Raw genomic sequence first — 25626 nt, forward strand, 5'->3', positions numbered from 1 at the left:
GGGGGGGGTTCGGGGGGCCCTTACCGTGTTTCCCCGCGTTCCCCCGCTCCGTTCGGGGGGTGTGCCCCCCCCGCTTCGGGGGGGGGGGTTTTGGGGTTTGCCGGGTGGCCGCAACCCCCCCCTTCTCAACGTCCAGGGGATGTCACGCCCCGCGCAGCACCGCGCCCGTACGCTCGGCGGCCAGGGCCACCGCGCTGTCGCGGGCGGCCGAGGCCTCCTCGACGGTCAGCGTGCGGTCGGCGGCCCGGAAGCGCAGCGCGTACGCCAGGGACTTGTTGCCCCCGCCGATCTGCTCGCCGGTGAACACGTCGAACAGCCGCAGCGATTCGAGGAGTTCACCCGCGCCCTCGCGCAGCGCCCGCTCCACGTCGGCGGCCGGGACGCTCCCGGCGACGACGAGCGCGACGTCCTGGGTCGCCACCGGGAAGGTGGAGATCCGGGGCGCCTGGAGCGCTCCGTCGACGGCCCGCTCCAGGACGTCCAGCTCGACCTCGGCGGCGCAGGTCCGCTCGGGCAGGTGGAGCGCCTTGATCACGCGCGGGTGCAGTTCGCCCGCGTGTCCGAAGAGGGTCTCCTCGCCGTTCACGTTGACGTACAGCGCGGCGCAGCGGCCCGGGTGCCACGGGGCGTGCTGGTCGGCGCGGACGATGACCTCGACACCGGCCTCCGCGGCGATGGAGCGGGCCGCCTCGACGGCGTCCGCCCAGGTCGCCGGGGTGCCCTTGCCCCACCAGCCGGCCTGCTCGCGGGCTCCCGCGAGGACGACGGCGGCGCGACGCGGCTGACGCGGCAGGGCCGCGTCGAGACCGGCGATCTCCTCGTCGGTGGGCCGGCGGTCGACGGGCAGCCGGACTGCGGGGGTCTCGTCGCCGGTCGGCCGGAAGACCAGGCCGGTCTCGAAGAGCGCCAGGTCGTGGCTGCCGCGGCCGTCGTTGCGCCGCAGTGCGCCGAGGAGACCGGGCAGCAGCGTGGTGCGCAGCGCCGGCTCCTCGTCGGAGATCGGGTTGACCAGCTTGACCGTACGGCGGCGGGCGTCGTCCGCCGCCAGGCCGAGCTGGTCGAGGACCGCGTCGCCGATGAACGGGTAGCTCAGCGCCTCGACGTAACCGGCTCCGGCCAGCACCCGGCCGATGCGGCGGTGCAGCCGCTGCCGGTCGGTGAGACCGCGCCCGGAGGGGGGCGTGGGCAGGGTGGAGGGCAGGTTCTCGTAGCCCTCCAGGCGGATGACCTCTTCGGCGAGGTCGTTCGGCTCGTTCAGGTCGGGCCGCCAGGACGGGACGGTGACGATCAGCTCGTCCTGCCCGTAGACGTCGCAGCCGACCTCCTGGAGGCGGCGGACGACGGTCTCGCGGCCGTACTCCACACCGGCGACCTTGTCGGGGTGGTTCGACGGCATCGCGATGGTGCGCGGCGCGTGGGGCGAGGTGATCTCGGTGACCCCGGCCTCGGCGGTGCCGCCCGCGAGGAGGACCAGCAGGTCGACCGTGCGCTGCGCGGCAGCGGCGGCGGCCTGCGGGTCGACGCCGCGCTCGAAGCGCTTGGACGCCTCGGAGGACAGCTTGTGGCGGCGCGCGGTGCGGGCGATCGAGATCGCGTCGAAGTGCGCGGCCTCGATGACGACCTCGGTGGTGAGCGCGTGCTCGCCGTCCGCGTCGGCGATCTCGGTGTTGGCGCCGCCCATGACGCCCGCGAGGCCGATGGGCCCGCGGTTGTCGGTGATGACCAGGTCCTCGGCGTCCAGCACGCGTACGGTGCCGTCCAGGGTGGTGAGCTTCTCGCCCTGGGTGGCGCGGCGCACGCCGATCGGGCCGTCGACCCGGTTGCGGTCGTAGGCGTGCAGCGGCTGGCCGAGCTCCAGCATCACGTAGTTGGTGATGTCGACGGCCAGCGAGATGGAGCGCATGCCGGCCTTCTGGAGGCGGCGCCGCATCCAGATCGGGGAGCGGGCCTCGGGCTGGAGACCGGTGACGGTGCGGGCGGTGAAGCGGTCGCAGCCGATCGGGTCCGAGATCTGGACCGGGTAGCCGTACGCGTTGGGCGCGGGCACGTCCAGCAGCGCGGGGTCGCGCAGCGGCAGCCCGTAGGCGGTGGCGGTCTCGCGGGCCACACCGCGCATGGACAGGCAGTAGCCGCGGTCCGGGGTGACGGCGATGTCGAGGACCTCGTCGACGAGCTGGAGCAGCTCGATGGCGTCGGTGCCGACCTCGTGCTCGGGGGGCAGCACGATGATGCCGTGCGTGCCGTCGTCGCCCATGCCCAGCTCGTCGGTGGAGCAGATCATCCCGTGCGAGGTCTTGCCGTACGTCTTGCGGGCGGCGATCGCGAAGTCGCCGGGCAGGACCGCGCCCGGGAGGACCACGACGACCTTGTCGCCGACCGAGAAGTTACGGGCGCCGCAGACGATCTCCTGCGGTTCGCCGGTGCCGTTGGCGGTGCCGACGTCGACCGTGCAGAAGCGGATGGGCTTCTTGAACCCCTCCAGCTCCTCGATGGTCAGGACCTGTCCGACGACCAGGGGGCCCTTGAGGCCCGCGCCGATCTGCTCGACGGTCTCGACCTCCAGGCCGACGGAGACGAGCTTGGCCTGTACGTCACGGCCGGTCTCCGTCGCCGGCAGGTCGACGTACTCCCGCAGCCAGGAAAGCGGGACGCGCATCAGATCTCCATCCCGAACGGCCGGGTGAACCGGACGTCACCCTCGACCATGTCTCGCATGTCTTCGACGTTGTGGCGGAACATCAGCATCCGTTCGATGCCGAACCCGAAGGCGAATCCGCTGTACTTCTGGGGGTCGACGCCGCAGGCGGTGAGCACCTTGGGGTTGACCATGCCGCAGCCGCCCAGCTCGATCCAGCCCTCGCTGCCGCAGGTGCGGCAGGGGCGGTCGGGGTTGCCGACGGACTCGCCGCGGCAGACGTAGCAGACCATGTCCATCTCGGCGGACGGCTCGGTGAACGGGAAGAAGTTCGGCCGCAGCCGGGTCTTCATGTCCGGCCCGAAGAGCGCCTGGACCATGTGGTCGAGGGTGCCCTTGAGGTCGGCCATGGTCAGGCCCTCGTCGACGGCGAGCAGCTCGATCTGGTGGAAGACCGGGGTGTGCGTGGCGTCCAGCTCGTCGGTGCGGTAGACCCGGCCGGGGCAGACCACGTAGACGGGGGGCTTGCGCTCCAGGAGCGAGCGGGCCTGGACGGGCGAGGTGTGCGTACGCAGCACGACGCCGGACTCGTCGCCCTCGGTGACCTTGCCGTCGGGCGTGGTGCCCTGGACGAAGAAGGTGTCCTGCATCTGGCGGGCCGGGTGGTCGGGCACGAAGTTCAGGGCGTCGAAGTTGAACCACTCCGCCTCGACCTCGGGGCCCTCGGCGATCTCGTAGCCCATGGCCACGAAGACGTCCGCGACGCGCTCCATGATCGTCGTCAGGGGGTGGCGGGCGCCGGCCGGGGTGCGGTCGTAGGGCAGCGTGACGTCCACGGCCTCCTCGACGAGCACCCGGGCGTCGCGCTCGGCCTCCAGCTCGGCCTGGCGGGCGGCCAGTGCCTTGGAGACGGCGCCGCGGGCCTGGCCCACGCGCTTGCCCGCCTCGGCCTTGGCCTGCGGGGGCAGGGCGCCGATCTCGCGGTTGGCGAGGGACAGCGGCGAGGTACCTCCGGTGTGCGCGGTCTTCGCCTGGGCGAGCGCGTCGAGGTCACCGGCGGCGGCGAAGGCGGCGAACGCCTCGTCCCGCAGGCGCTCGATCTCTTCCGGTTTCAGTGCCTCGACCTCGACTGGGTCGTACGACTTGTTCGGTGCCGACATCTCTTCCCGTGCTTCCGATTGGCTGGTGGCGCGACCCGGCTGGAGACCGCTGGACGCAAAGGTGCCAAAGGTCGAGTCTAAAGGCCGCAGGACGGTCGGGGAGCCCGTGGGCTGCTCACACCAGATAGGCGGGCATGCTCACGGGCAGAATAAATCGGAACTCGGCTCCGCCGCCGGGTCCCCGGTCGACGGTGATGGTGCCGCCGTGGGCCTCGACGATGCCCTTGACGATGTAGAGGCCCAGGCCCGTGCCGCCGCGCTTGCTCCCCCGCCAGAAGCGGGTGAAGACGCGACTCATCGACTCCTCGGGAATGCCGGGGCCTTCGTCGCTCACGGTGACAGCCGTTCCCATCTCGTCGCACGCTCCCGGCGCGGGTGCCGGGGCGATCTCAATGGTGACGGTTCCCTCGCCGTGCCGCACCGCGTTTTCCAGGAGGTTGCCGAGGACCTGGTCGACCTTGTCGGGGTCGGCCCACAGATCGGGCAGCGGCCCCCGGGTGTGGACAAGGAAGCGCTCGGCGGCCTGGCCGCCGGTGATGAGGGCCTGGATGTGCCGGGCCACGGCGGCGGAGACGTCGACGGGCTGGCGGCGCAGCTCCAGGCGGCCGGAGTCGATCCGGGAGATGTCGAGCAGTTCGGCGATGAGCCGGGTGACCCGGCCCGCGTCCGCGTCGACGGTCTCCAGCATCAGCCGCTTCTGGTCGTCGGTGAACCTCTCCCACTTGGCGAGCAGGGTGGCGGTGAACCCTTTGACCGAGGTCAGCGGGGAGCGCAGCTCGTGGGCGACGGTGGCGATCAGCTCGGCGTGGCTGCGTTCGGTACGCCGACGGGCCTCGGTCCCCCGCAGGCAGACGACGACCCGGCGCACCGGCCCGGTGGGGTGCTCGCGTACGTAGCGGGCGGAGACCAGCACCTCACGGCCGCCGGGCAGCAGCAGATTGCGCTCGGGCTGGCCGTTGCGGGTGGCGAGACCGCCGTACGGGTCGGTGAGCGTCCACCAGCGCTTGCCCTTGAGGTCCTCCAGCGGGAGGACGGCATCCAGGGGCCGGCCGATCGCGTCGGCGCGGGGGGTGGCGGTGATGCGGGCGGCGGCGGCGTTGAAGCAGACGACGTGCCCGCTCGCGTCGGCGACGACGAGACCGTCGGGAAGATCGTCCGGGTCGATGCCGGTGACGTCCGGGTCGATGCCGGTGACGTCCGGGTCGATGCCGGTGGCCTCCGGGCCGGTGCCCGCGCCGAGGCCGTCAGGACCGGCCGCCGACCCGGCCGGCTCCTCTGCCGCAGCACGCGGTGCGGTGGTGCGCGCCGGTCGCGGCGAGCTCATGCCGACAGCCATCTTCCCGTATCCCCACCTCTCGAACCGGTGCAGTGGGCCCCCGAGTTCGTCACCCTACTAGTCGTCGGTGAACCGGCGACACCCTGTGGGGGCGCGGAGGGGAGTGCGCCGGTGGGAGGGGGCGCGGGAATGGCCGGGATCGGGGGCTGACGGGCCGTGGGAGGGCGCTGTGTTACGCGTCGGGGGCGCGCCGCGGACGCTGCGCGCGGGCGGAGGCGTAGAGGCAGACGGCGGCGGCGGTGGCGAGGTTGAGGCTCTCCGCCCTGCCGTGGATGGGGACGCGGACGACGGCGTCGGCGAGCGCGCGGGTCTCCTCGGGCAGCCCCCAGGCCTCGTTGCCGAAGACCCAGGCGGTGGGCGTGCCCATGGTGCCCGCGTCCAGCTCGTCGTCCAGGTCGTCGGCCCCGGCCCCGTCGGCGGCGAGGATGCGCACCCCCGCGTCCCGGAGCCCCTGCACGGCCTGCTCGACGGGGACGCCGACGGCGACGGGCAGGTGGAAGAGCGAACCGACCGACGCCCGTACGGACTTGGGGTTGTAGAGGTCGACGGAGGCGTCGGTCAGGACGACGGCGTCCGCGCCCGCGGCGTCCGCGCAGCGCAGTACCGTACCGGCGTTCCCGGGGTCGCGGACGTTGGCCAGAACGGCCACCAGGGTGGGCTTGGCGGCGAGGATCTCCTGGAACGGGGAGTCCAGGAAGCGGCAGACGCCGATGAGGCCCTGCGGGGTGACGGTCTGCGAGACGTCGGCGAGGACGTCGGCGTCGGCCAGGTGGACCCGGGCGCCCGCCGCGTGGGCGGCCTCGACGATGTCGGCGTAGCGGTCGGCCGCCTCGGGGGTGGCGAACAGTTCGATGAGGGTCGGCTCGCCGTCCCCGCCCCGGTGGGCGGCGGCCTCGCGCACGGCCTGGGGCCCCTCGGCGATGAACCTGCGCTCCTTGCTCCGGAAGTTGCGGCGGGCCAGCCGGCGGGCGGCGGCGACGCGCGGGGAGCGCGGGGAGATCAGTTCGGGGGTGCCCATGGTCGGCGGCGAGCCTCTCTGCGTACGGCGGTGGGATTCAGCGGCAACGCACCGGACCCGCAGACGGCGTGCGCCTGCGGGTCCGGTTCACGTACCTGGAAGGTGGTGCCTGGATCAGGCGGCCTTCGGGGCGTTGACGTCGCTCGGGAGGGCCTTCTGGGCGACCTCGACGAGGGCGGCGAACGCGTTGGCGTCGTTGACCGCGAGCTCGGCCAGGATCTTGCGGTCCACCTCGATGTTGGCGGCCTTCAGACCCTGGATGAGGCGGTTGTACGTCATGCCGTTCTGGCGGGCAGCGGCGTTGATGCGCTGGATCCACAGCTGACGGAAGTCGCCCTTGCGCTTCTTGCGGTCGTTGTAGTTGTAGACCAGGGAGTGGGTGACCTGCTCCTTGGCCTTGCGGTACAGACGCGAGCGCTGACCGCGGTAGCCGCTGGCGGCTTCGAGGATTGCCCGGCGCTTCTTGTGGGCGTTGACTGCCCGCTTGACGCGTGCCACTTGTTAACTCCTTGTAGCGGGGCCGTGGGTGTCTTCACACGGCCCGGAAACGAATTGGTCCCGGTGTGATCGAGGTCGTGCCTCCGGGGCGAGCCGGAGGCCGAGCCTCACTTGCCGAGAAGCTTCTTGATCTTCTTGGCGTCGGCCGGAGCCACGACGACCGTGCCGGTCAGCGAGCGGGTCTTCTTGGACGACTTGTGCTCGAGCAGGTGGCGCTTGCCGGCCCTCTCGCGAAGCACCTTGCCGGAGCCGGTGATCTTGAAGCGCTTGCTGGCACCGCTGTGCGTCTTGTTCTTCGGCATCGCGCCGTTCTCTCCTCGTCAGTGGCGCCCCTCTCGGTGCGGGGCACCGGACTGCAGGGGCGTCAGATCTCTATGGGATTCCGGGGTGACCCGGGGGCGCCTGGGTGGCGGCCCCCGGAGGTCACGCCTCGGAAGGTGTCTCGGCCGGAGCCTCGGCCGCTGCGGCCGGGGCCTCAGCGGTGTCGTCCTCGGACGGTGCGTCGGTCGTGCCCTGACGCTCCGCCTTGCGGGCGGCCTGGGCCTCACGGGCTTCGGCCATGGCTTCGGTCTTCTTCTTGTGCGGGCCCAGAACCATGATCATGTTCCGGCCGTCCTGCTTCGGGTTGGACTCGATGAAGCCGAGGTCCTCGACGTCCGAAGCGAGACGCTGGAGCAGTCGGAAGCCCAGCTCGGGGCGGGACTGCTCACGACCACGGAACATGATCGTGATCTTGACCTTGTCGCCCTGCTTGAGGAACCGGACGACATGACCCTTCTTGGTGTCATAGTCGTGCGGGTCGATCTTCGGCCGGAGCTTCATCTCCTTGATGACCGTGTGCGCCTGGTTCTTGCGCGCCTCACGGGCCTTCATGGCCGACTCGTACTTGAACTTCCCGTAGTCCATGAGCTTGCACACGGGCGGACGGGCTGTCGCCGCCACCTCGACCAGGTCGAGGTCATACTCCTGTGCGAGTTCCAGGGCCTTGGCAAGCGGAACAATCCCGACCTGCTCACCGCTGGGACCGACAAGTCGGACCTCGGGAACGCGAATCCGGTCGTTGATGCGGGGCTCGGCGCTGATGGATCCTCCTCGGTAGCACCACGCGACCGCCTGGCGGACAGCCGCGTAACGTCTTAAAACGTCAAGACCAACCGCGCCGGAAGCACAAAAATGCCCCGGACGGGACACAGGCGAGGCTCCAGGAACTACCGGAGCACCGCCGCGGTCAACCGCGGGGCGCATCGGGCGGTTCCATCGTCCGTACGGAACGATGGGGACCGCCTGACCGGTGACCCGCCGTCCGGTGAGGACAGCCAGGTGGGAGATCGGAGCCTCCACTTGTGGGCCGGGCACATAGATGTCCGGCCGGTCGTTGCACAAGGTTAGCAGCCCGGTCCCGGGTGCGCTAATCCTGCGTCCGCCCCGGCCTCCCGGCCGCCTCCCGCGCGCGGGAGGGCGATGGCCTGGCCTTATCGTGTGGGCATGAGTGACGCGACCCCCAGCAGTGAGAACCCCGGCTTCGACGACATGGCCCGCGACATCGCGGAGGTCCCCGCGGTCGAGGTGATCGTGACGGTCGCCGTCAACCTGATGAGCGCAGCCGCCGTGAAGCTCGGTCTCACCGAGGAGGGCGAGCAGCACAAGGACCTCGACGAGGCCCGCAAGCTGGTCCAGGCGCTGGCCGGGCTGCTGGACGCGAGCGCCACGGAGATCAGCACCTTCCACGCCTCACCGCTGCGCGACGGCCTGAAGTCCCTCCAGCTCGCCTTCCGCGAGGCCTCGCTGGTGCCGGACGAGCCCGGCCAGGGCCCCGGCGAGAAGTACACCGGCCCGGTCTACGGCTAGCCGCCTCTCCCCCGTACGCCCGGGAGCCCGCCGTCCCCCGTGGGGCGGCGGGCTCCCGCGTGTGCGCGGCGGCCGGGGGCGGTTCGCGGTGTCCTCAGATGGCGTCCTCGGTCTCCTCGGGCAGGACGTTGGGGAAGGGGTGGGTGAGCCGGTGGGCGTAGGCGGCGATCGCTCCGCCGACGAGGGGCGCGACGATGAACAGCCAGAGCTGGGAGAGGGCGGCGCCGCCCGCGAAGAGCGCCGGTCCGAAGCTGCGCGCCGGGTTGACCGAGGTGCCGGTCAACGGGATGCCCACCAGGTGGATCGCGGCGAGCGCCACGCCGATGGGCAGCCCGTCGAACCCGGTGACCGCCACTTTGTGGGTCACCGCGAGGACCACGTAGACGAGCAGGAAGGTGAGCACCACCTCGACGAGGAACGCGCCGCCGATGTTGATGCCGACGGCCGAGCGGTCGTCGTAGCCGTTGGTGCCGAACTCGCCGCTGGTCTCCAGACCGGGGATCTGCTTCGCGAGCAGGAACAGCAGGGCCGAACCGACGATCGCGCCGAGGAACTGGGCCACCCAGCGCTCCACGGCGGTACGGAGGTCGATCCGGCCGGCCATCAGCATGCCCAGCGTCACGGCCGGGTTCACATGGCAGCCGGAGATCGGGCCGAGCGCGTAGGCCAGGGCGAGGAGGGTGAAGCCGAAGGTGAGGGCGATGCCCACCGTGCCGAGGTATTCGACGGCGACCACCGCGGACCCCACGGCGAAGAACACCAGCAGCAGGGTGCCGAGGAACTCTGACGCCACGATCCGCTTCTGCATGGAACCACCTCGCGAGTAGGCCGGTATGCCAGATTTCTCCGATTTCCCGCATCATTCTCACGTCGGTGGGCGGTTCGCGCCCGTCGGGCCGGGAAGGGCCCTTCGTCAGCGGGCGAAGAGGGGCTCGCCCGGCGTGGCCGTACCGGCCGGGAGGACGGCCAGGTCCAGGCCGCTGACCAGCCGGGCCCGCAGCACCTCACTGGCCGACAGCGCGCCGGCGATGCGGCGGGCCGCCTCGGCGGGCACCGCGTCCGGGGCGAGGACGAGCGCGAGGGTGCCGTCCGCGCTGCCGGGCCCGAGATGGGCGCGGACCACGGCGGGGTCGGCGGCCACGGCCTCCCGTACGGCCTCGATGACGGCGGGGTCCCGGAGCGGGTCGGTGCTCGTGCGGTTCTCGGCCAGCGCCAGGAGCGCCTGCCCGCTCAGCTCGAAGGCGACGGGCCCGGCGAGGTCCAGCACGACGGTGTCGGCCTTCTCGTGGGCGGCGGCCTGGAGGGCCTGGTGCAGCGGTACGGCGACGGGGCGCGCCTCGGGGTCCCAGAGCGCGAGCGAGGCGGTCGAGGTGAAGGCGGGGAGCGCGCGCCGGTCGCCCGCCTTGAGGGTGGGGACGGCCATGTCGCTGGTCTTCTCGCGCCGGAGCCCCTTCTCGTCCTCCTCGACCTCGCCGAGGACGGCGACGACGGGGACCAGGAGCCGGGCGTTCCGCAGGGCCGCGAGGACCGGGCCGACGGCGCTCCGGTCCCGGGACCAGGCGTCCAGGGCCGTGGTCAGGGCGGGGGACGCCGAGCCGTCGTCGTCGGAGAAACCTGGGTCCGGGATGTTCTTGAGCTCCACGGGACGAGGGTAGTGCCTGGCGTCCCGTGGCCTGCCCGCAGGTGGGGGCGGGGGGCCGGCGCCCGGGTCGGGCGCGGGCTCAGCGCTTCGCCGCGTCGGCCAGCAGGGCGTCCGCCTCGTCGCGGGCGTGGGCGATGGGGTCCGGGAAGACCTTCAGGCCGTGCGCGACCAGGGCCCCTTCGTGCAGCAGCATGAGCGTCCGGCCCAGCCGGTCGGCGGCCTCGGGGCCGATGCCCTCGACGTCCCGGGCGAGCCGGGTGAACAGGTCCAGCATCCACCGCTTCTGGCCGGTGATGACGGAGTGGGCCGGGTGGGCCGGGTCGCTGATCTCGGCGTGGGCGTTGACCATGCTGCAGCCCTTGGAACCGTGGTCCGCCATCCAGGCGCGCGAGGCGTCGAAGACGGCCGCGATCCGGGCCCTCGGCCTGGCCGCCGCGGCGGCCAGGCGCTCGGCGAGGAAGATCCGCCAGCGCTCGTCGCGGCCGGCGAGGTACTCCACGACGATCTGCTCCTTGGAGCCGAAGCGGTCGTAGAGGGTCTTCTTGGTCACCCCGGCCTCGGCGGCGATCAGGTCCACCCCGACGGCGTGGATGCCCCGGTCGTAGAACAGCCGCTCGGCGGCGGCCAGGGCCCGTCGCGCGGCGGGCGTCATGGTGATCCGGCGCAGCTCCTCGGGAGTACCCATGACGACGAGTATACCGATCTGTATAGTCGAGCGTGGGTATACCGATCTGTATAGCGAGGTGCGTGTCATGAACGTCCTGCTCCCGGTCGCCTTCGTGCTGTGCTGGAGCTCCGGGTTCATCGGGGCGAAACTCGGTGCGGGGAGCGCCTCCGCGCTGACGATCCTGATGTGGCGGTTCCTGCCGCTGACGGTCGTCCTGGCCGTGATCGCGCTGACCGCCGCCCGCGCGTCCTGGCGGGGTCTGGGACCACGGACCGTGGTCCGGCAGGCCGCGATCGGCGCGCTGTCCCAGAGCGGATATCTGCTCACCGTCTACTACGCGATCCAGCTCGGGGTCTCCACGGGCACCACAGCTCTGATCGACGGGGTCCAGCCGCTGGTGGCGGGGGCCCTGGCCGGACCGCTGCTGCGCCAGTACGTCACCGCCCGGCAGTGGCTCGGCCTGTGTCTGGGGGTGAGCGGGGTCGCCGTGGTCACGCTGGCCGACGCCTCGGCCGCAGCCGGGGTGGCCTGGTGGGCCTACGCGCTGCCGTTCACCGGCATGCTGGCGCTGGTGGCCGCCACGTTCCTGGAGAGCCGTTCGCCCGTCCAGGTGGCCCCATCGGTCTCCCTGACCGTCCACTGCGCCGCCAGCACCGTGATCTTCACCGCGCTCGCCGTGGGCACCGGGACCGCGCTGCCGCCCGCCGAGCTCGCGTTCTGGGGTGCGATCGGCTGGCTGGTGGTGCTGTCCACCTTCGGCGGGTACGGGCTCTACTGGCTGATCCTGAGGCGCTCGGGCGTCACGGCGGTCAACACGCTCATGTTCCTGATGGCCCCGGTCACGGCGGTCTGGGGCGCCCTGATGTTCGGGGAGCCGTTCGGGCTCCGGACCGCGCTCGGCCTGGCGCTGGGCCTGGTGGCGGTGGTCGTGGTGCGGCGTGGGGCCGCGCCGCACGGCGACGGGCCGGCCGGGGAGCCGGAGCCTGGACCGCGCGACAGGGCGGAGGCCCTGCCCGGGGCGAGGCGGTGAGGAGGTGGGGTGACGGCTCAGCGGCGGCCGGGGGCGTTTCTGCCGCGCCACAGGACGACGGCGACGGCCAGCAGCGCCGCGCCGAGGCCGCCGGCGAGCGGGGCGGCCCAATTGGCCGTTGCCTCCTCGGTACGGGGCGGGGTCGGGCCGTCGCCGAAGTACCGCCCCTGGTGTCCGGCCGGGGCGGCCTTGGCGTCCAGGTCCGCCGGGCGCAGCCGGCCGCCCGCCTCGATGGCCTCCGCCGGGTCGACGGTGCCGTAGCCGCGGGCGTCGTCGCGGCCCTGGGCGGGGGCGTCGCGGGCGGTGTCGGCGAGGAGCTTCTTGATCTGGGCCGGGCCGAGGCCGGGGTGGGCGGCGCGGACCAGGGCGACCGCGCCGGAGACGAACGCGGCGGCGGCCGAGGTACCCCATTCGATGTAGTAGTGCCCGTCCGGGTTGGCGACCACGATGTCGACGCCGGGGGCGCTGACGGTGGCATACCAGCGGCGCGTGGAGAACGAGGCGTGGGTGCCGTACTCGTCGACGGCGGCGACCGCGATCACCCCCGGGTAGGCGGCGGGGTAGGAGATCCGGTCCCCCTTCTCGCCGCCGTTGCCCGCCGAGGCGACCACGGGGACGCCCTTGGAGAGGGCGTACTGGATGGCCGCGTCCTCGCCGGGGTCGGGGTGGGCGGACTCGCTGTCGTCGCCCAGGGAGAGGTTGATGACGTCGGCGCCGTTGTCGGCGGCCCAGCGGATGCCGTCGGCGAGGGCGGCGCCGCGGGACTTGCGGGCCTTGGCGCGGGCCGGGTCCTTGGACTCCAGGATGACCCGGACCGGGAGGATCCGGGCCTCGGGTGCGATGCCGAGGACGCCGTCGGTGCGGCCGGGGCCGTTGCCGCGTCCGGCGATGATGCCGGCCATCGCGGTGCCGTGCAGGGCCCAGGAGGAGTCGCCGCGGGCGGCGCCGAAACCGACGAGGTCCTTGCCCGGGAGCACCTGGCCCGTCAGGTCGGGGTGGGCGTCGTCGACCCCGGTGTCCAGGACGGCGACGGTGACTCCCCCGCCCCGGGTGGTCTCCCAGGCCCGGTCCGTGTGCAGGGCCTCCAGGGCCCACTGCTGGTCGCGGATGGCGTCCGCCCGGGCGGGCGCGGCGGGGGTGAGGACGAGGACGGCGGCGGCGCAGACCGCGGCGAGGGCGCGGTGGGGTCGTCGGGTCATCCGGGCTGCTCCGTGAGTTCGGCGACGGCTGTGCGCAGCCCGCGCTCCACCCGGTCCGCGATGCCCTTCGCCTCGTGGCCGAGCCCGGCCTGGGCGATGTCCGTCCCGGCTTCCGGGGCCATGGCGTCGGCCGCGGGCTGGGGCTCGGCGACGGCGCGCCCGTCGGCGAAGCCGGTGACGGCGAGGACGACGACGGGGATCTCGGTGAGCGGCTTGACCGTCCAGCTGGCGCGCTGTCCGTCGCCGAAGGGGGCGGCGGGGGTGCCCTCGGGGGCGTACGTACGGGGCATGAGGTCCTTGCGCGCGCCGAGCTTCTGCTCGGTGAACCGGGTGCGCAGGGCCCGCATGCCCGAGGCGTCGGCCTCCGTGAAGACCAGGCCGACGGTGGTGACGGCGGAGCGGGTGGCGTCGGTGTACGAGGCGCGCACCAGCCGTTCGCAGCCGACGGACCGGAGCGTGGTCAGGAGGAGCGGGTCGAGCCCGCCGGTGCAGGTGCTGTCGGCGGCAACGGCGACCCGGGTCCAGGTGCGATGGGTGCCGCCGGGGCCCGCGCCCCTGCCCTGGACGGTGGGCGGGAACAGCCTGTCGACGGGGACGCTGTGCCAGGCGGCGCGTGCGGCGGTGTACGGGCTCCTGGTGGTCTCGGCCGAGGAGTCGCCGGTCAGCCAGGCTCCGGTGGCGGCCCCGCCGATCAGCCCGAGGCCGAGGACGACGCAGGCGGCGGCCGAGGCGGTACGCCACCGCTGCCTCGGGCGGACCGGGCGCAGCCGCGTGGTGGTCTCGGCGGGGGTCTCCGGGTAGCCGTAGCGGACCGGCGCCCGGTAACCGCCGGGGGGCGGCGGGACGGCTCCCGGCGCGGGCGTCAGGTCGACGGCTCCGACGGGCCTGCGCCGGGTGACGGGCGGCGGGACCGGGTGCGAAGGGGACGCGGGGGGCGGCCCCGGGTGCGGAGGGCTCGTGGAGGGCGACGCGGGCGAGGGCGCGCTGGCAGGCGCGGGCCGCTGGACGGGCCGAGCCGGCGGGGCCGGCGAGGTGGAAGGGGCGGGCGGGGCCACCCGGGCGAAAGGCGCCGGTACGGCCTGCGGGGCCGAAGCCGCCGGGCGGGCCGACGGAGCGGCGGCGGGCGCCGACGGCAGGGAAGCGGGTGCCGACGGCTCGGAAGCAGGAGCCGGGGGTCCGGGGGCGGCTGCCTGGGGCGCGGAAGCGGGTGCCCGGGGCACGTAAGCAGGAGCCGGGAGCCCGGGAGCCGGCGACGGGGGTCCAGGGGCGGCCGCCGGGGGCGCGGAAGCAGGTGCCCGGGGCACGTAAGCAGGAGCCGGGAGCCCGGAAGCCGGCGACGGGGGTCCAGGGGCGGCCGCCGGGGGCGCGGAAGCAGGTGCCCGGGGTACGGAAGCAGGAGCCGGGAGCCCGGAAGCCGGCGGCGGGGGTCCGGGGGCGGCCGCCGGGGGCGCGGAAGCAGGTGCCGGGGGTACGGGAGCCGGGGGCGCGGGAGGGGTCGTCGGGCGGGGCGGCACAGGGGCGCGCTGCGCTTCGGTACTCATCCGGCCCCCTGCATACACGTCCTCGTACCGACCACGGATCACCGCCGCTGACAGGCCCGTTGGTGCTCGCGTGCAGGTCACTCTACGGGCTGCGGGCGGGCGGCGGGGAACGGGACGCCCCGGCGCCGGAGGATCTGTCCTGATCGTCCCCCTACCCAGCCGTAGCGGCTCTCTGGCAAGCTGCGGCCATGACTGCCCGCGCCGCTGACCGGACCCGCTACAACCGGGCCACCGCCCATCTCGACGCCCCGATCGCGATCGTCGATCTGGAGGCGTTCGACGCCAACGCCGACGATCTGGTGCGGCGGGCGGCCGGAAAGCCGGTCCGGGTGGCGAGCAAGTCGGTGCGGTGCCGGGCCCTGCTGGAGCGGGTGCTCGCGCGGCCCGGGTTCGCCGGGGTCATGTCGTACACGCTGGCGGAGTCGCTGTGGCTGGCGCGGGCCGGGTTCGACGACGTGCTGCTGGCCTACCCCTCCGCCGACCGGGCCGCCTTCGCCGAGCTGGCCGCGGATCCGAAGCTGGCCGCGACCGTGACGGTGATGGTCGACGACCATGCCCAGCTGGAGTTGATCGACGCGTCCCGGGCGGGCGGCCAGGAGGAGATCCGGGTCTGTCTGGAGCTGGACACCTCGCTGCGCATGCTGGGCGGCCGGGTGCGGATCGGCGCGCTGCGCTCGCCGCTGCGCTCCCCCGCCCAGCTCGCGGAGCTCGCCCGCTCGGTGGCCCGGCGGCCGGGCTTCCGGCTGGTGGGCCTGATGGCGTACGAGGGGCATGTCGCCGGGGTCGGCGACGCGCTGGCGGGACGGCCGCTGCGGTCCCGGGCGATCCGGCTGATGCAGGCCGCCGCCCGCAAGGAGCTGGCGGTGCGCCGGGCCGAGGTGGTGCGGGCGGTCCGGGCGGTCGCGCCGGACCTGGAGTTCGTGAACGGCGGCGGGACCGGCAGCGTGCAGCACACGGCGGCCGAGAGCGCGGTCACGGAGATCGCCGCCGGGTCGGGGCTGTACGTGCCGCGGCTGTTCGACAACTACACGTCGTTCACCGGCCGGCCGGCGGCCCTGTTCGCCCAGCCGGTGGTGCGCAGGCCCGGCGTGGGCGTGGTGACGGTCCTCGGCGGCGGCTATCCGGCGTCCGGCGCGGCCGGTGCGGACCGCTCGCCGGTGCCGTATCTGCCGGAGGGGCTGCGCTACGACCCGCAGGAGGGCGCGGGTGAGGTGCAGACGCCGCTGCTGGGCTCCCCCGCCGACGACCTGCTGATCGGTGACAAGGTCTATTTCCGGCACGCCAAGGCCGGGGAGCTGTGCGAGCGCTTCGACGCGCTGCAGCTGATCGAGGGCGACCGGGTCACGGCGAGCGTTCCGACGTACCGGGGCGAGGGACAGACCTTCCTCTGACGGACCTGACCCGACCCGACCTGGCCCGAGCTGTGGCGTGCGCGGGTTCAGGGGCCGATGGACGCGCCCACGCCGCCGCTCGTCCCGCTGTCGCCGAGCGGGCGGATGCCCTGGGTGATCGTGTCCATCAGGGAGAGCGGCAGGTCGGCCTCGTCGGCGTCGAAGGCGAACCGGACGATCACCGGGGTCTCGGTGCCCACCGATGAGGGGAAGGCGAGGGACTGCACGTACCCGCCGGGCACCCTGCCGGTGGTGACCCGCCAGCGCACCAGATAGCCCGTGCGTCCGGCTACGGTCAGCTCCTGCGTCTTGAGCACCTTGTGGGATCTGATGCCGCCGTGGAGGCGCTGGCCGAGAGTGTCCTCTTCGTAGGCCCGGTCGGCGGCGGTGGCGATGTCGGCCTCGGCGAGGGCCTGGGGATCGCTCTCGGCGCCCCGGGCGGTGTGGGTGGTGACCGTGCCGTGGTAGCAGAACGACGAGCCGCCGGGGCAGTCGTAGGACTGCTCGGTGCGGATGGTGGGGACGCCCGCGGTGGTGCTCTTCGGCTTCTCCCAGCCGTCCGGCACCGGCAAGGTGACCCCGTTGAGCTGGTCGACGAGGACGGCCGGATCCTCGCCGGGGTCGGACTCGGCGGAGGTCGTGGCGGTCGCCGTGGGAGTGGTGACGGGGCCCGCGGACGAGGTGGTCGTCGGCGCCGGAGCAGCCGGCGTGCCGCTGTCGTCACGGCCCAGCAGGACCGCCCCGGTGACGGCCGCGCCGAGGACCAGCACCCCGGAGAGCGTGATCGCCAGGATCTTCGTCCGGCTGCCGCCCGCTGGTCCGTCCTGGGGGCCGCGCGGGTGCGGGAGCGGACGCGACGGCGGACCGAACTCCGCGGGGCCGAACTCCGCCGGTGCGGGCGGCTGTTGCGGTGCGGGCCGGGCGGCGAGCGGGCGGGTGTGCGCGGTCCAGGCAGCGCCGTCCCACCAGCGCTCAAGGCCGGGTGCGCCGGTGTCCGGATACCAGCCGGGCGGCGTCGCGTAACTCATGCCCACACTCTAAAGTCCGGCTCCGACACGGTCACCGGGTCCCCGAGTTCTCGGAATTCGCCGAGTTCTCGGTGGTCCTCGGGGTCCTCGGTTCCCGGGTCAGGCGTCGCGACCGGTCAGGGACAGCAGATCGCGGGCGGGGCCGGTCGGGCGGTGGCCGCCGGGCCAGACGGCGCGCAGTTGGCGGCGCAGCCGTACGCCCGCGACCGGGACCTTGACGAGCCGGCGGGCCGACAGCTCCTCGCCCAGGGCCAGTTCGCTCAGGACGCACGGGCCCGCGCCGCTCTCCGCCGCACCCTTGACCGCCGTGGTGGAGGAGAGTTCCAGCAGCGGCTGGGCCAGTCCGCCGTGCACGGCGAGCGCGGCGTCCAGGACCTGGCGGGTGCCGGAGCCGTGTTCGCGCAGGATGAGCGGGGTGGCGGCGAGTTCGCCGGGCAGCAGCGGGGTGCGGCGGCGGGCCCAGGGGTGGCTGGGGGCGACCACGACGACGAGGCGGTCGTGGGCGATGACGGTGCCGTCGAGGCCCTCCGGTATCGACAGGCCCTCGACGAAGCCGAGGTCGGCCTCGCCCGTGACCAGGCGGCGGGCGACGGCCGCGGAGTTGCCGACGAGCAGCGAGACCGCCGTGTCCGGGCGTTCCCCGCGCAGGGCGATCAGCCAGCCCGGCAGCAGGTACTCGGCGATCGTCATGCTGGCGGCGACCCGCAGCCGCGAGTCGCGGCGGTCGCGCAGCGCCTGCGCGCCCGCGTCGAAGGCCTCCGCCGCCTCGACGACCCGGCGCGCCCAGTCGGTGACCAGCGCGCCCGCGTCGGTGAGCCGGGAGCCACGCGGGGAGCGGTCCAGCAGGGCGACGCCGAGCTGCCGCTCCATGGACCGGACGCGGCTGGAGGCGGCGGGCTGGGTGATGCCGACGTCCTTGGCGGCGCGGCCGAGGCTGCCGTGCCGGGCGACGGCGAGCAGCAGTTCCAGCGCCCCGAGGTCGGGGACCCGGTGGGAGAGGGGGATGCGGGGTGCGTGTGCGTCGTCGCCGGTCATCAATCCAGCTTATGACCTCATAGGAACGGGGTCTCTGGTGGGCGGGGGCCCCACCGCGAAGAATCGTGTCATGGCCATCTTTCCGCAGACCCGGACCGCTGTACCGTCACCCTCCGCCGCACTGCTGCCTCGCCCGGCGGGCACCGGCGACGCGACGCGGCTGCCGTCGCTGCGGCACATCGGCCCGAACTGGTACGCGAGCGTGATGGGCACCGCGATCGTCGCGTCCGCCGGCGCGGCGCTGCCGGTGGACGTTCCCGGTCTGCGGGCCGCGTGCACGCTGGTGTGGGCGCTGTCGGTCGTGCTGCTGCTGACCGTCCTCACCGCGCGGGCCGGGCACTGGCTCTGCCACCGCGACCAGGCCCGCGCCCATCTGCTGGACCCGACGATCGCCCCGTTCTACGGCTGTCTGTCGATGGCGCTGATGGCCGTCGGCGGGGCCACCCTGACGGTCGGCGCGGACGTGGTGGGCGCGCGGGCGGCGCTCGCGGTGGACGTGGTGCTGTTCGTGGCGGGCACGGTGATCGGTCTGGTGGCCGCCGTCGTGGTGCCGTATCTGATGGTCGTACGCCACCGTCCCGCGCCCGGGACCGCGTCGCCGGTCTGGCTGCTGCCGCTGGTCGCGCCGATGGTCTCGGCCTCGCAGGGTGCGCTGCTGGTGCCGCACCTCGGGGCCGGGCAGGGGCGCGAGGCGCTGCTGCTGGCCTGCTACGCGATGTTCGGCCTGTCGCTGCTGGCCACGCTGGTGGTGCTGCCGCTGGTCTTCTCGCGGCTGGTCCACCACGGGCCGCTGCCGCTCGCGCTGACCCCGGCGCTGTTTCTGGTGCTGGGGCCGCTCGGCCAGTCGACGACCGCCGTGAACCAGCTCGCCGACGTCGCCCCGGGGGCGGTAGGGGCTCCTTACGCCTCCGCGTTCGGCGCGTTCGCCGTGCTGTACGGGGTGCCGGTGATGGGCTTCGCGCTGCTGTGGCTGGCCCTGGCGACCGCGATGGTGGTACGGGCCGCGCGGGACGGGATGGGGTTCGCGATGACGTGGTGGGCGTTCACCTTCCCCGTCGGTACGTGTGTGACGGGCGCGGCGGGTCTGGCCCGGCACACCGGTCTGGACGCGCTGACCTGGCTGGCGGTGGCGCTGTACGTGGCCCTGGTCGCGGCGTGGGCGGCGGCCGGGACGCGGACGGTGCGCGGGGTGCTCAGCGGAGCGCTGACGGCAGCGCCCGTGCCGCCTCGGCCAGCGACGGCCCGTACCACGTGAGCAGCCGCCCGTCGACGCGTGCGGCGGGCAGGGAGGGAAAGGCCTCGGGCCCGTCGTCGGCGGTGAAGCGGTAGGGCTCGTCGGGCAGCACGACCAGTGCGGCCCCGGAGGCGTTCAGCTCGTCGATCGGTACGCGGGGGTAGCGCTCGGCGTGGTCGGCGTACACGTTGCGGATGCCGAGGCGGGCGAGCAGGTCGCCGGCGAAGGTGTCGTGGCCCAGCACCATCCAGGGCCTGCGCCAGATCGGTACGACGGCGGGGCGGGGGTCTCCGGCCGGGGCGGGGAGGGCGGCCCAGGCCGCCTCGGCCTCGTCCAGCCAGCGGGGCCGGGCGAGCCCGCAGCCGTCGACGAGGACGCGGTGCAGTTCGGTGAAGGCCTGGTCCAGGGTGCGGACCTCGGTGACCAGGACGTCGAGCCCGGCGGCCCGGAGCGCGCCGAGGTCGGGGGCCCGGTTCTCCTCCTCGTTGGCGATCACGAGGTCGGGGGCGAGGGCGATGATCGCGGCCACGTCAGGGTTCTTCGTGCCGCCGATCCGGGCGGCGGTGAGGTCCGCGGGGTGGGTGCACCAGTCGGTGACGCCGACGAGCAGCCCGGGGGCGCTCACGGCGACGGCCTCGGTGAGCGAGGGGACCAGCGAGACGACGCGCACAGGCATCCCGGCCACTCAGCGGCGCGAGTCGAAGGTGGCGTCGATGTGCTCGGCCACCGAGACGACCAGGAGCCGGGTGCCGGGCACGGTGGCGCGCCAGCGGTGGCGGACCCCGCCGGAGAGGAACAGGGTGTCGCCGCTCTCCAGGCGGTGGACCTGGCCCTCGGCCTCGACGTCGACGGCGCCCGCGACGACGTACATCAGCTCGTCGTTGCGGTGCTGGAACTCGCGCCCGAGGTCCGGCTCGCCGGAGAACTCCAGGGCGCTGAGCTGGTGCCGGCCGCGCACCAGGCGGCGTACGCCCTCGCCCTCCTCGCCCCGGACGACGTCCACGGCGCGGGCGGAGTCGGCGGCGGCGTGGAGCTTCTTGGTGGTGGTCTCCAGCGCCTCGGCGACCCGGTCGAGGGAGCGGGCGCTGGGGCGGGCCCGTTCGTTCTCGATCTGGCTGAGGAAGGGCACGGAGAGCCCGCTGCGCTCGGCGACCGCGGCCAGCGTGAGGCCGAGGGTTCTGCGCCGACGCCGGACCGCGGCGCCTACCCGCGGCGTGTCCTTGTCGTCCATGTCCGAGCTCCCTCCCGCACCCGCCCATCCTCGCGGTTGCCAGCACCTTACGCACATGGTTGCGCACGACGTCCGGAAAACGACTCCGGGCAGCCGGAAGGGGTGGCCCCGCCCGAAGGCGGGAGCCACCCCTTCTCGACCTGTGCTTTCGTGCCCGTGGGCCCCTACTGGGGCGCCATGGTGTCCGCGATGCCCGGGTTGTCGTCCATCCAGGCCTTCACGGCTTCCTCCTCGTGACCCGCGCCGCGCTTCTGGATCTCGTTCTCCAGTCCGCCGAGCTGCTTCTCGGTGAGCTTGAAGTCCTTGAACCACTTCGTCAGCTGCGGGTACTGCTTCGGGAACTCCTTGGAGGCGATGGTGTGCAGCCGGTCGCCCTCACCGAACGCCTTCTTCGGGTCCTTCAGCTTGGTCATGCCGTACTCGTTGTACGCCCAGTGCGGGGTCCACAGCAGAACCGCGATGGGCTCCTTCTTGGCGTACGCGCGCTTCAGCTCGGCCAGCATGCCGGGCGTGGAGGAGTCGAGGACCTCGTACTCCCCGTCCAGGCCGTAACTCGGCAGGACGTTCTTCTTGAGGTTCTCCATGGTGGCGGTGCCGGGCTCGATGCCGACGATCCGGCCCTTGAAGTCGGAGCCCTTCCCCTTGAGGTCGTCGAGGGTCTTGACGTCCTTGACGTAGTCGGGGACGGCCACCTCGATGGAGGTCGGCCCGTACCAGGAGCCGATGTCCGTCAGCTGGTCGCCGTACTTGTCCCAGTAATTCTTCTGGGTGTACGGCAGCCAGCCGTCGAACTGCACGTCGATCTGGCCGCGTGACATCGCGGCGTACATCGGACCGACCTCGAACTGCTTGAGGTTGATCTTGTAGCCGCGCTCCTCCAGGACCGCCTTCCACAGGTACGTGGCGGCGATGTCCTCCTCCCAGGGGAACCAGGCGACCTCCAGAGCGCGGTCGCGCTCGTCCTTGCCGCCTGCTGCCTGGGCGTCCTTCGGGACCGGGGTCCACTTGTCGGCGACGCCCGGGTTGTCCTTCAGCCAGGTCCGGACGGCTTCCTGCTCCTTGCCGGAACCGGACTTCTGGATCTCGGCCTCAAGGCTGGTGAGCTGCTTCTCGCTCATCTTGAAGTTCTTGACCCACTTGGCGACCTCGGGGTTCTCGGCGGAGAAGCCCTTGCGCGCCAGGCTGTGGACGCCGTCGCCCTTGCCCCAGAGACCCTTGGGGTCCTTCAGCTTGGTGAGGTCGTACTCGTTGTACGCCCAGTGCGGCGACCAGAGCGGAACGACGATCGGTTCCTTCTTGGCGTAGGCGCGCTTCAGCTCGGCCAGCATGGACGGCGTGGAGCCGTCGATGAGCTTGTACTCCTTGTCCAGGCCGTAGCCCGGCAGCAGCTTGTCCTTGAGCAGGCCCATCTCACCGGCGCTCGGCTCGATGCCGACGATCCGGTCCTTGAACTCGGAAGCCCGGCCCTTCAGGTCGTCCATGGTCCGGACGTCCTTCATGTACGCGGGGACCGCGAGCTCCAGCGAGGTCGGGGAGTACCAGGCGCCGAGGTCTTCCAGGCGGTCCTTGTACTTCTTCCAGTAGCTGGCGTGGGTGACCGGCAGCCAGGAGTCGGTCTGGAAGTCGATCTGCCCGTTGGCCATGCCGGTGTACAGCGCGCCGGCCTCGTACTGCTTGACGTCGACCTCGAAGCCGCGCTGCTCCAGCAGCTCCTTCCAGAGGAACGTGGAGGCGATGCCCTCGTCCCACGGGATGTAGCCGATGCTGACCTTCTTGCCGTCGCCGATCTGCGCGCTCGCGCCGGCGGTGTCGTCCTTGGAGCCGCCGCCGAACATGCTCATGCTGCCCGCGACGAGCGCGAGGACGACGATGCCGACGGCCGCGATGCGGGGCTGCGGGCGGTAGGTCCAGATCTTCCAGCCCTCGGCCATGGCCTGGGCCTTGGCCACCGCACGGCGGCCCAGCGGGGAGACCTCGGTGCCCAGCGCGCCGGTCATCCGGTCCAGGTACATGGCGAGGATGACGATGGAGATGCCCGCCTCGAAGCCGAGGCCGACGTCGACGTTCCCGATGGCACGGTAGACGGAGCCGCCGAGGCCGCCGCCGCCGACCATGCCCGCGATGACGACCATGGACAGGCCGAGCATGATGACCTGGTTGATTCCGGCCATGATCGTGGGCAGGGCGAGCGGCAGCTGGACGCGCAGCAGGGTGTTGCGCGAGGTGGTGCCGAAGGCCTCGGCCGCCTCGACGAGCTCGCCGTCGACCTGGCGGATGCCGAGTTCGGTCATCCGGACGCCCGGGGGCAGCGCGAAGATGATCGTGGCGATGATGCCGGGGACCACGCCGACGCCGAAGAAGATGACGCCGGGGATCAGGTAGACCATGGCGGGCATGGTCTGCATGAAGTCCAGGACCGGCCGGGTGATCGCGCTGACCGTCTTGGACCGGGAGGCCCAGATGCCCAGCGGCACGGCGATGACCAGGGTGACGAGGGTCGCGACGAGCACCAGGGTGAGGGTGTCCATCGCTTCGTCCCACAGTTCGACGGAGTCGATGAGGGCGAACCCGACGAAAGTGAGCAGGGCCGCGGGCAGGCCGCGCAGCCACCAGGCGATGACGGCGACGATGCCCGCGAACAGCAGCGGCGCGGGGGCGGACAGGACGGCGGCTATGCCGTCGAACATGCCGCTGACGAGGGAGCTGATGGCGTCGAAGAGCCAGGCGAGGTGGGTCTGCAGCCATTCGACCGCGGAGTCGACCCATTCGCCGAGGGGGAGCCTAAACACTGGCCACCTTCTTCACGCCGCCCGCGGGCGCGGGTTCGGTGTCGGTGTCGGTGTCGCGGGGGGCCTCGGCCGGCGTCATCGGCTCGCCGAGGACGGCGAGTAGCCGGGAGCTGGGGACGACGCCGACGAGCTTGCCCTTGGCGTCGGTCACGGCGACCGGGTTCGCGCTCTGCGAGCAGGGCGTGAACAGGTCGATGATCGGCGTGGACTCCGGGACCGTGGCGGGGGCCGCGGCGAGCACGTCCTGCGGGGTGCGCAGTTCCCTGCCGTCCGCCGCCCTGGTGCCCATCACGGTGTGCGCCTCGGCCATGATCGCGCCCGCGGTGAGCACCCGGGAGCGGTCGACGTCCTGGGTGAAGGAGGCGACGTAGTCGTTGGCCGGGGTGACGAGGATGTCCTCGGCGGTGCCGAGCTGGACGATCTCCCCGTCGCGCATCACGGCGATCCGGTCGCCCAGGCGCATGGCCTCGTTGAGGTCGTGGGTGATGAAGACGATGGTCTTCTTCAGCCGCTTCTGGAGCTCCAGGAGCTGGTCCTGCATGTCACGGCGGATCAGCGGGTCGAGGGCGCTGAAGGACTCGTCCATGAGCAGCAGGTCGGCGTCGGTGGCCAGGGCGCGGGCGAGGCCCACGCGCTGCTGCATACCGCCGGACAGCTCGTCGGGCCAGGACTTCTCCCAGCCTTCGAGGCCGGTGAGCCGCAGCGCCTCGGCGGCGCGCGCCTCGCGCTCCTCACGCGGGACGCCCTGGACCTCCAGGCCGTACGCCGCGTTCTCCAGGACGCTCCGGTGGGGGAAGAGCGCGAAGTGCTGGAACACCATGCTGATCTTGGTGGAGCGGACGTGCCGCAGGTCGCGGGGGCTCAGGGCGGTCAGGTCCTGGCCGTCGAAGAGCACCCGGCCCGCGGTGGGGTCGAGCAGACCGTTGAGCATCCGCAGCAGGGTGGACTTGCCCGAGCCGGACAACCCCATGACGACGAAGATCTGACCCGGCTCCACGGTGAACGAGGCGTCGATCACCGCTGCGGTCGTTCCGTCGGCGCGCAACTCGTCGCGGTCGGTGCCGCTCTCGAGCTTCCGCACGGCTTCATCGGGTCGTCTGCCGAAGACTTTGTACAAGTGTTCGGCTTGCAGCCTGGACACATACACCTCACGCGTTGAACCGAAAAACGGTCTGCCACCCCCTCCGGCAGACCGTGGAGCGATGCGGGCTCTGTCCGCGTGGCACATGCACTAGTTGAAAGTGCGACGTGGTCCGCTCCGGTGGCGCGCCTGCCCGCACTTACACAACGCAAACGCGACCGTGACTCAGGTCACTGACCTGCGACGGAGGGAAAGTAAGCGGTTACCCGGAGCGACTGTCGGCACGGTGGGGCATCATCGGGTCTGTGACGCGACGCCTGATGCTCCTCGACACCGCCTCCCTGTACTTCCGCGCCTACTTCGGGGTTCCCGACTCGGTGCGCGCGCCGGACGGGACGCCCGTGAACGCCGTGCGCGGCCTCCTCGACTTCATCGGCCGCCTGGTGCACGACCACCGGCCGGACGAGCTGGTCGCCTGCTGGGACAACGACTGGCGGCCGCAGTGGCGGGTCGACCTGATCCCGACGTACAAGGCGCACCGGGTCGCCGAGGAGACGCCCGCCGGGCAGACGGACGAGGAGGAGATCCCGGACACGCTCTCCCCGCAGGTCCCGATCATCGAGGACGTGCTGGCGGCCCTCGGGATCGCCCGGGTCGGCGTCACGCCCTACGAGGCGGACGACATCATCGGCACGCTCACGGCGCGGGCGAGCGGCCCGGTCGACATCGTCACCGGCGACCGGGACCTCTATCAGCTGGTCGACGACGCCCGCCGGGTGCGCGTGCTCTACCCGCTCAAGGGCGTCGGCACCCTCCAGGTGACCGACGAGGCGTGGCTGCGCGAGAAGTACGGCGTGGACGGCGCGGGGTACGTCGATCTGGCGCTGCTGCGCGGCGACCCGAGCGACGGGCTCCCGGGCGTCCCCGGCATCGGCGAGAAGACGGCGGCGAAGCTGCTGGACGCGTACGGCGATCTCGACGGGATCATGGCCGCGGTGGACGACCCGAAGGCGAAGCTGACCCCTTCGCAGCGCAAGCGGCTGGACGAGTCGCGCGCCTATGTGGCCGTCGCGCCGAAGGTGGTCCGGGTGGCCGGGGACGTCCCCCTGCCCGACTTCGATCCGGCACTGCCGCGCGAGCCTCGCGACCCGGCCGCCCTGGAGGCGCTGGCGGAGCAGTGGGGGCTGGGCGGGGCCCTGCAGCGACTGCTGACCGTGCTTCAGCGGTGAAGTGCTAACTTAGGTATACCTAAGTCTTCGGAAG

23 protein-coding genes are annotated in these 25626 nt (G+C 72.7%); 5 read left to right on the forward strand and 18 right to left on the reverse strand.

All coding sequences use genetic code 11. The annotated features are described in order from the left end of the window. Positions 1–142 precede the first annotated feature (142 nt). From pheT to infC, 7 genes are all read right to left on the reverse strand, one after another. On the reverse strand, positions 143–2656 hold the full coding sequence (gene pheT / locus ACFWRV_RS32265; RefSeq protein WP_384339466.1) for a phenylalanine--tRNA ligase subunit beta: 2514 nt from the start codon (positions 2654–2656) through the stop codon (positions 143–145). Next, positions 2656–3795, reverse strand: a complete 1140-nt coding sequence (gene pheS, locus ACFWRV_RS32270; RefSeq protein ID WP_065483886.1) for a phenylalanine--tRNA ligase subunit alpha — start codon at positions 3793–3795, stop codon at positions 2656–2658. Before pheS ends, pheT begins: the two co-directional genes overlap by 1 nt. A gap of 115 nt (positions 3796–3910) precedes the next feature. After that, a complete protein-coding gene (locus ACFWRV_RS32275) occupies positions 3911–5131 on the reverse strand; it encodes an ATP-binding protein (protein WP_384339467.1) in 1221 nt (406 codons plus the stop codon). A 172-nt stretch (positions 5132–5303) separates the two neighbouring features. Continuing rightward, positions 5304–6149, reverse strand: coding sequence for a TrmH family RNA methyltransferase (locus ACFWRV_RS32280; protein ID WP_384339468.1), 846 nt, complete (start codon positions 6147–6149; stop codon positions 5304–5306). A 114-nt stretch (positions 6150–6263) separates the two neighbouring features. Continuing rightward, positions 6264–6647: a 50S ribosomal protein L20 gene (gene rplT / locus ACFWRV_RS32285; RefSeq protein WP_003970214.1), complete on the reverse strand. Its 384-nt coding sequence runs from the start codon at positions 6645–6647 to the stop codon at positions 6264–6266. Between the two features lie 107 nt (positions 6648–6754). Next, a complete protein-coding gene (rpmI, locus tag ACFWRV_RS32290; RefSeq protein WP_003970213.1) occupies positions 6755–6949 on the reverse strand; it encodes a 50S ribosomal protein L35 in 195 nt (64 codons plus the stop codon). Between the two features lie 121 nt (positions 6950–7070). Next, positions 7071–7730 carry a translation initiation factor IF-3 gene (gene infC / locus ACFWRV_RS32295; RefSeq protein ID WP_384339489.1) on the reverse strand — a complete coding sequence of 220 codons (660 nt, stop codon included), beginning with the start codon at positions 7728–7730 and terminating at the stop codon, positions 7071–7073. A 402-nt stretch (positions 7731–8132) separates the two neighbouring features. On the opposite strand from infC, the gene ACFWRV_RS32300 reads away from it, so the two are divergent. Continuing rightward, entirely contained in the window at positions 8133–8495 is a 363-nt protein-coding gene (locus ACFWRV_RS32300) for a DUF1844 domain-containing protein (protein ID WP_384339469.1), read from the forward strand. A gap of 94 nt (positions 8496–8589) precedes the next feature. On the opposite strand, the gene ACFWRV_RS32305 is transcribed toward ACFWRV_RS32300, so the two are convergent. The 3 genes from ACFWRV_RS32305 to ACFWRV_RS32315 all read right to left on the reverse strand — a co-directional run bounded on the left by ACFWRV_RS32305 (position 8590) and on the right by ACFWRV_RS32315 (position 10822). Next, positions 8590–9303, reverse strand: coding sequence for an MIP family channel protein (locus ACFWRV_RS32305; protein WP_384339470.1), 714 nt, complete (start codon positions 9301–9303; stop codon positions 8590–8592). A gap of 105 nt (positions 9304–9408) precedes the next feature. After that, complete coding sequence (locus ACFWRV_RS32310) at positions 9409–10137, reverse strand: SseB family protein (protein ID WP_384339471.1); 729 nt, start codon at positions 10135–10137, stop codon at positions 9409–9411. Between the two features lie 79 nt (positions 10138–10216). Continuing rightward, the gene (locus tag ACFWRV_RS32315; protein WP_384339472.1) at positions 10217–10822 is read right to left on the reverse strand and encodes a TetR/AcrR family transcriptional regulator; all 606 of its coding nucleotides are present in this window, start codon (positions 10820–10822) and stop codon (positions 10217–10219) included. Positions 10823–10889: 67 nt separating this feature from the next. On the opposite strand from ACFWRV_RS32315, the gene ACFWRV_RS32320 reads away from it, so the two are divergent. Further along, the gene (locus ACFWRV_RS32320) at positions 10890–11834 is read left to right on the forward strand and encodes a DMT family transporter (RefSeq protein WP_384339473.1); all 945 of its coding nucleotides are present in this window, start codon (positions 10890–10892) and stop codon (positions 11832–11834) included. Between the two features lie 17 nt (positions 11835–11851). Here the strand turns inward: ACFWRV_RS32320 and mycP are convergent, their stop codons facing one another. Beyond that, on the reverse strand, positions 11852–13033 hold the full coding sequence (mycP, locus tag ACFWRV_RS32325) for a type VII secretion-associated serine protease mycosin (RefSeq protein WP_384339474.1): 1182 nt from the start codon (positions 13031–13033) through the stop codon (positions 11852–11854). Beyond that, positions 13030–13899: a hypothetical protein gene (locus ACFWRV_RS32330; protein WP_384339490.1), complete on the reverse strand. Its 870-nt coding sequence runs from the start codon at positions 13897–13899 to the stop codon at positions 13030–13032. The genes mycP and ACFWRV_RS32330 overlap by 4 nt, the downstream gene beginning before the upstream one ends. 863 nt (positions 13900–14762) lie before the next feature. Here ACFWRV_RS32330 and ACFWRV_RS32335 point away from each other — a divergent pair. Then, positions 14763–15965 (forward strand): amino acid deaminase/aldolase, encoded by a 1203-nt coding sequence (locus ACFWRV_RS32335; RefSeq protein WP_384339475.1) that lies wholly within the window; start codon positions 14763–14765, stop codon positions 15963–15965. Positions 15966–16012: 47 nt separating this feature from the next. On the opposite strand, the gene ACFWRV_RS32340 is transcribed toward ACFWRV_RS32335, so the two are convergent. Together ACFWRV_RS32340 and ACFWRV_RS32345 are read right to left on the reverse strand one after the other, a co-directional pair. Then, positions 16013–16993 carry a DUF2510 domain-containing protein gene (locus ACFWRV_RS32340; RefSeq protein ID WP_384339476.1) on the reverse strand — a complete coding sequence of 327 codons (981 nt, stop codon included), beginning with the start codon at positions 16991–16993 and terminating at the stop codon, positions 16013–16015. A 99-nt stretch (positions 16994–17092) separates the two neighbouring features. Continuing rightward, positions 17093–18028 (reverse strand): LysR family transcriptional regulator, encoded by a 936-nt coding sequence (locus tag ACFWRV_RS32345; protein WP_384339477.1) that lies wholly within the window; start codon positions 18026–18028, stop codon positions 17093–17095. Positions 18029–18098: 70 nt separating this feature from the next. Between ACFWRV_RS32345 and ACFWRV_RS32350 the strand changes: the two genes are divergently transcribed. Beyond that, positions 18099–19283, forward strand: coding sequence for a TDT family transporter (locus tag ACFWRV_RS32350; protein ID WP_384339478.1), 1185 nt, complete (start codon positions 18099–18101; stop codon positions 19281–19283). Here the strand turns inward: ACFWRV_RS32350 and ACFWRV_RS32355 are convergent. The 4 genes from ACFWRV_RS32355 to ACFWRV_RS32370 all read right to left on the reverse strand — a co-directional run bounded on the left by ACFWRV_RS32355 (position 19222) and on the right by ACFWRV_RS32370 (position 24363). Beyond that, on the reverse strand, positions 19222–19932 hold the full coding sequence (locus tag ACFWRV_RS32355) for a helical backbone metal receptor (RefSeq protein ID WP_384339491.1): 711 nt from the start codon (positions 19930–19932) through the stop codon (positions 19222–19224). The genes ACFWRV_RS32350 and ACFWRV_RS32355 overlap by 62 nt on opposite strands. Positions 19933–19947: 15 nt before the next feature. After that, positions 19948–20493, reverse strand: a complete 546-nt coding sequence (locus tag ACFWRV_RS32360) for a helix-turn-helix domain-containing protein (protein WP_384339479.1) — start codon at positions 20491–20493, stop codon at positions 19948–19950. Between the two features lie 164 nt (positions 20494–20657). Next, positions 20658–23282, reverse strand: a complete 2625-nt coding sequence (locus ACFWRV_RS32365) for an ABC transporter permease/substrate binding protein (RefSeq protein ID WP_384339480.1) — start codon at positions 23280–23282, stop codon at positions 20658–20660. Then, entirely contained in the window at positions 23275–24363 is a 1089-nt protein-coding gene (locus tag ACFWRV_RS32370; RefSeq protein WP_384339481.1) for a glycine betaine/L-proline ABC transporter ATP-binding protein, read from the reverse strand. Before ACFWRV_RS32370 ends, ACFWRV_RS32365 begins: the two co-directional genes overlap by 8 nt. 320 nt (positions 24364–24683) lie before the next feature. On the opposite strand from ACFWRV_RS32370, the gene ACFWRV_RS32375 reads away from it, so the two are divergent. Next, entirely contained in the window at positions 24684–25592 is a 909-nt protein-coding gene (locus ACFWRV_RS32375; protein ID WP_384339492.1) for a 5'-3' exonuclease H3TH domain-containing protein, read from the forward strand. Positions 25593–25626 lie beyond the last annotated feature (34 nt).

The sequence above is a fragment of the Streptomyces sp. NPDC058576 genome (assembly GCF_042718715.1).
Classification (GTDB): domain Bacteria; phylum Actinomycetota; class Actinomycetes; order Streptomycetales; family Streptomycetaceae; genus Streptomyces.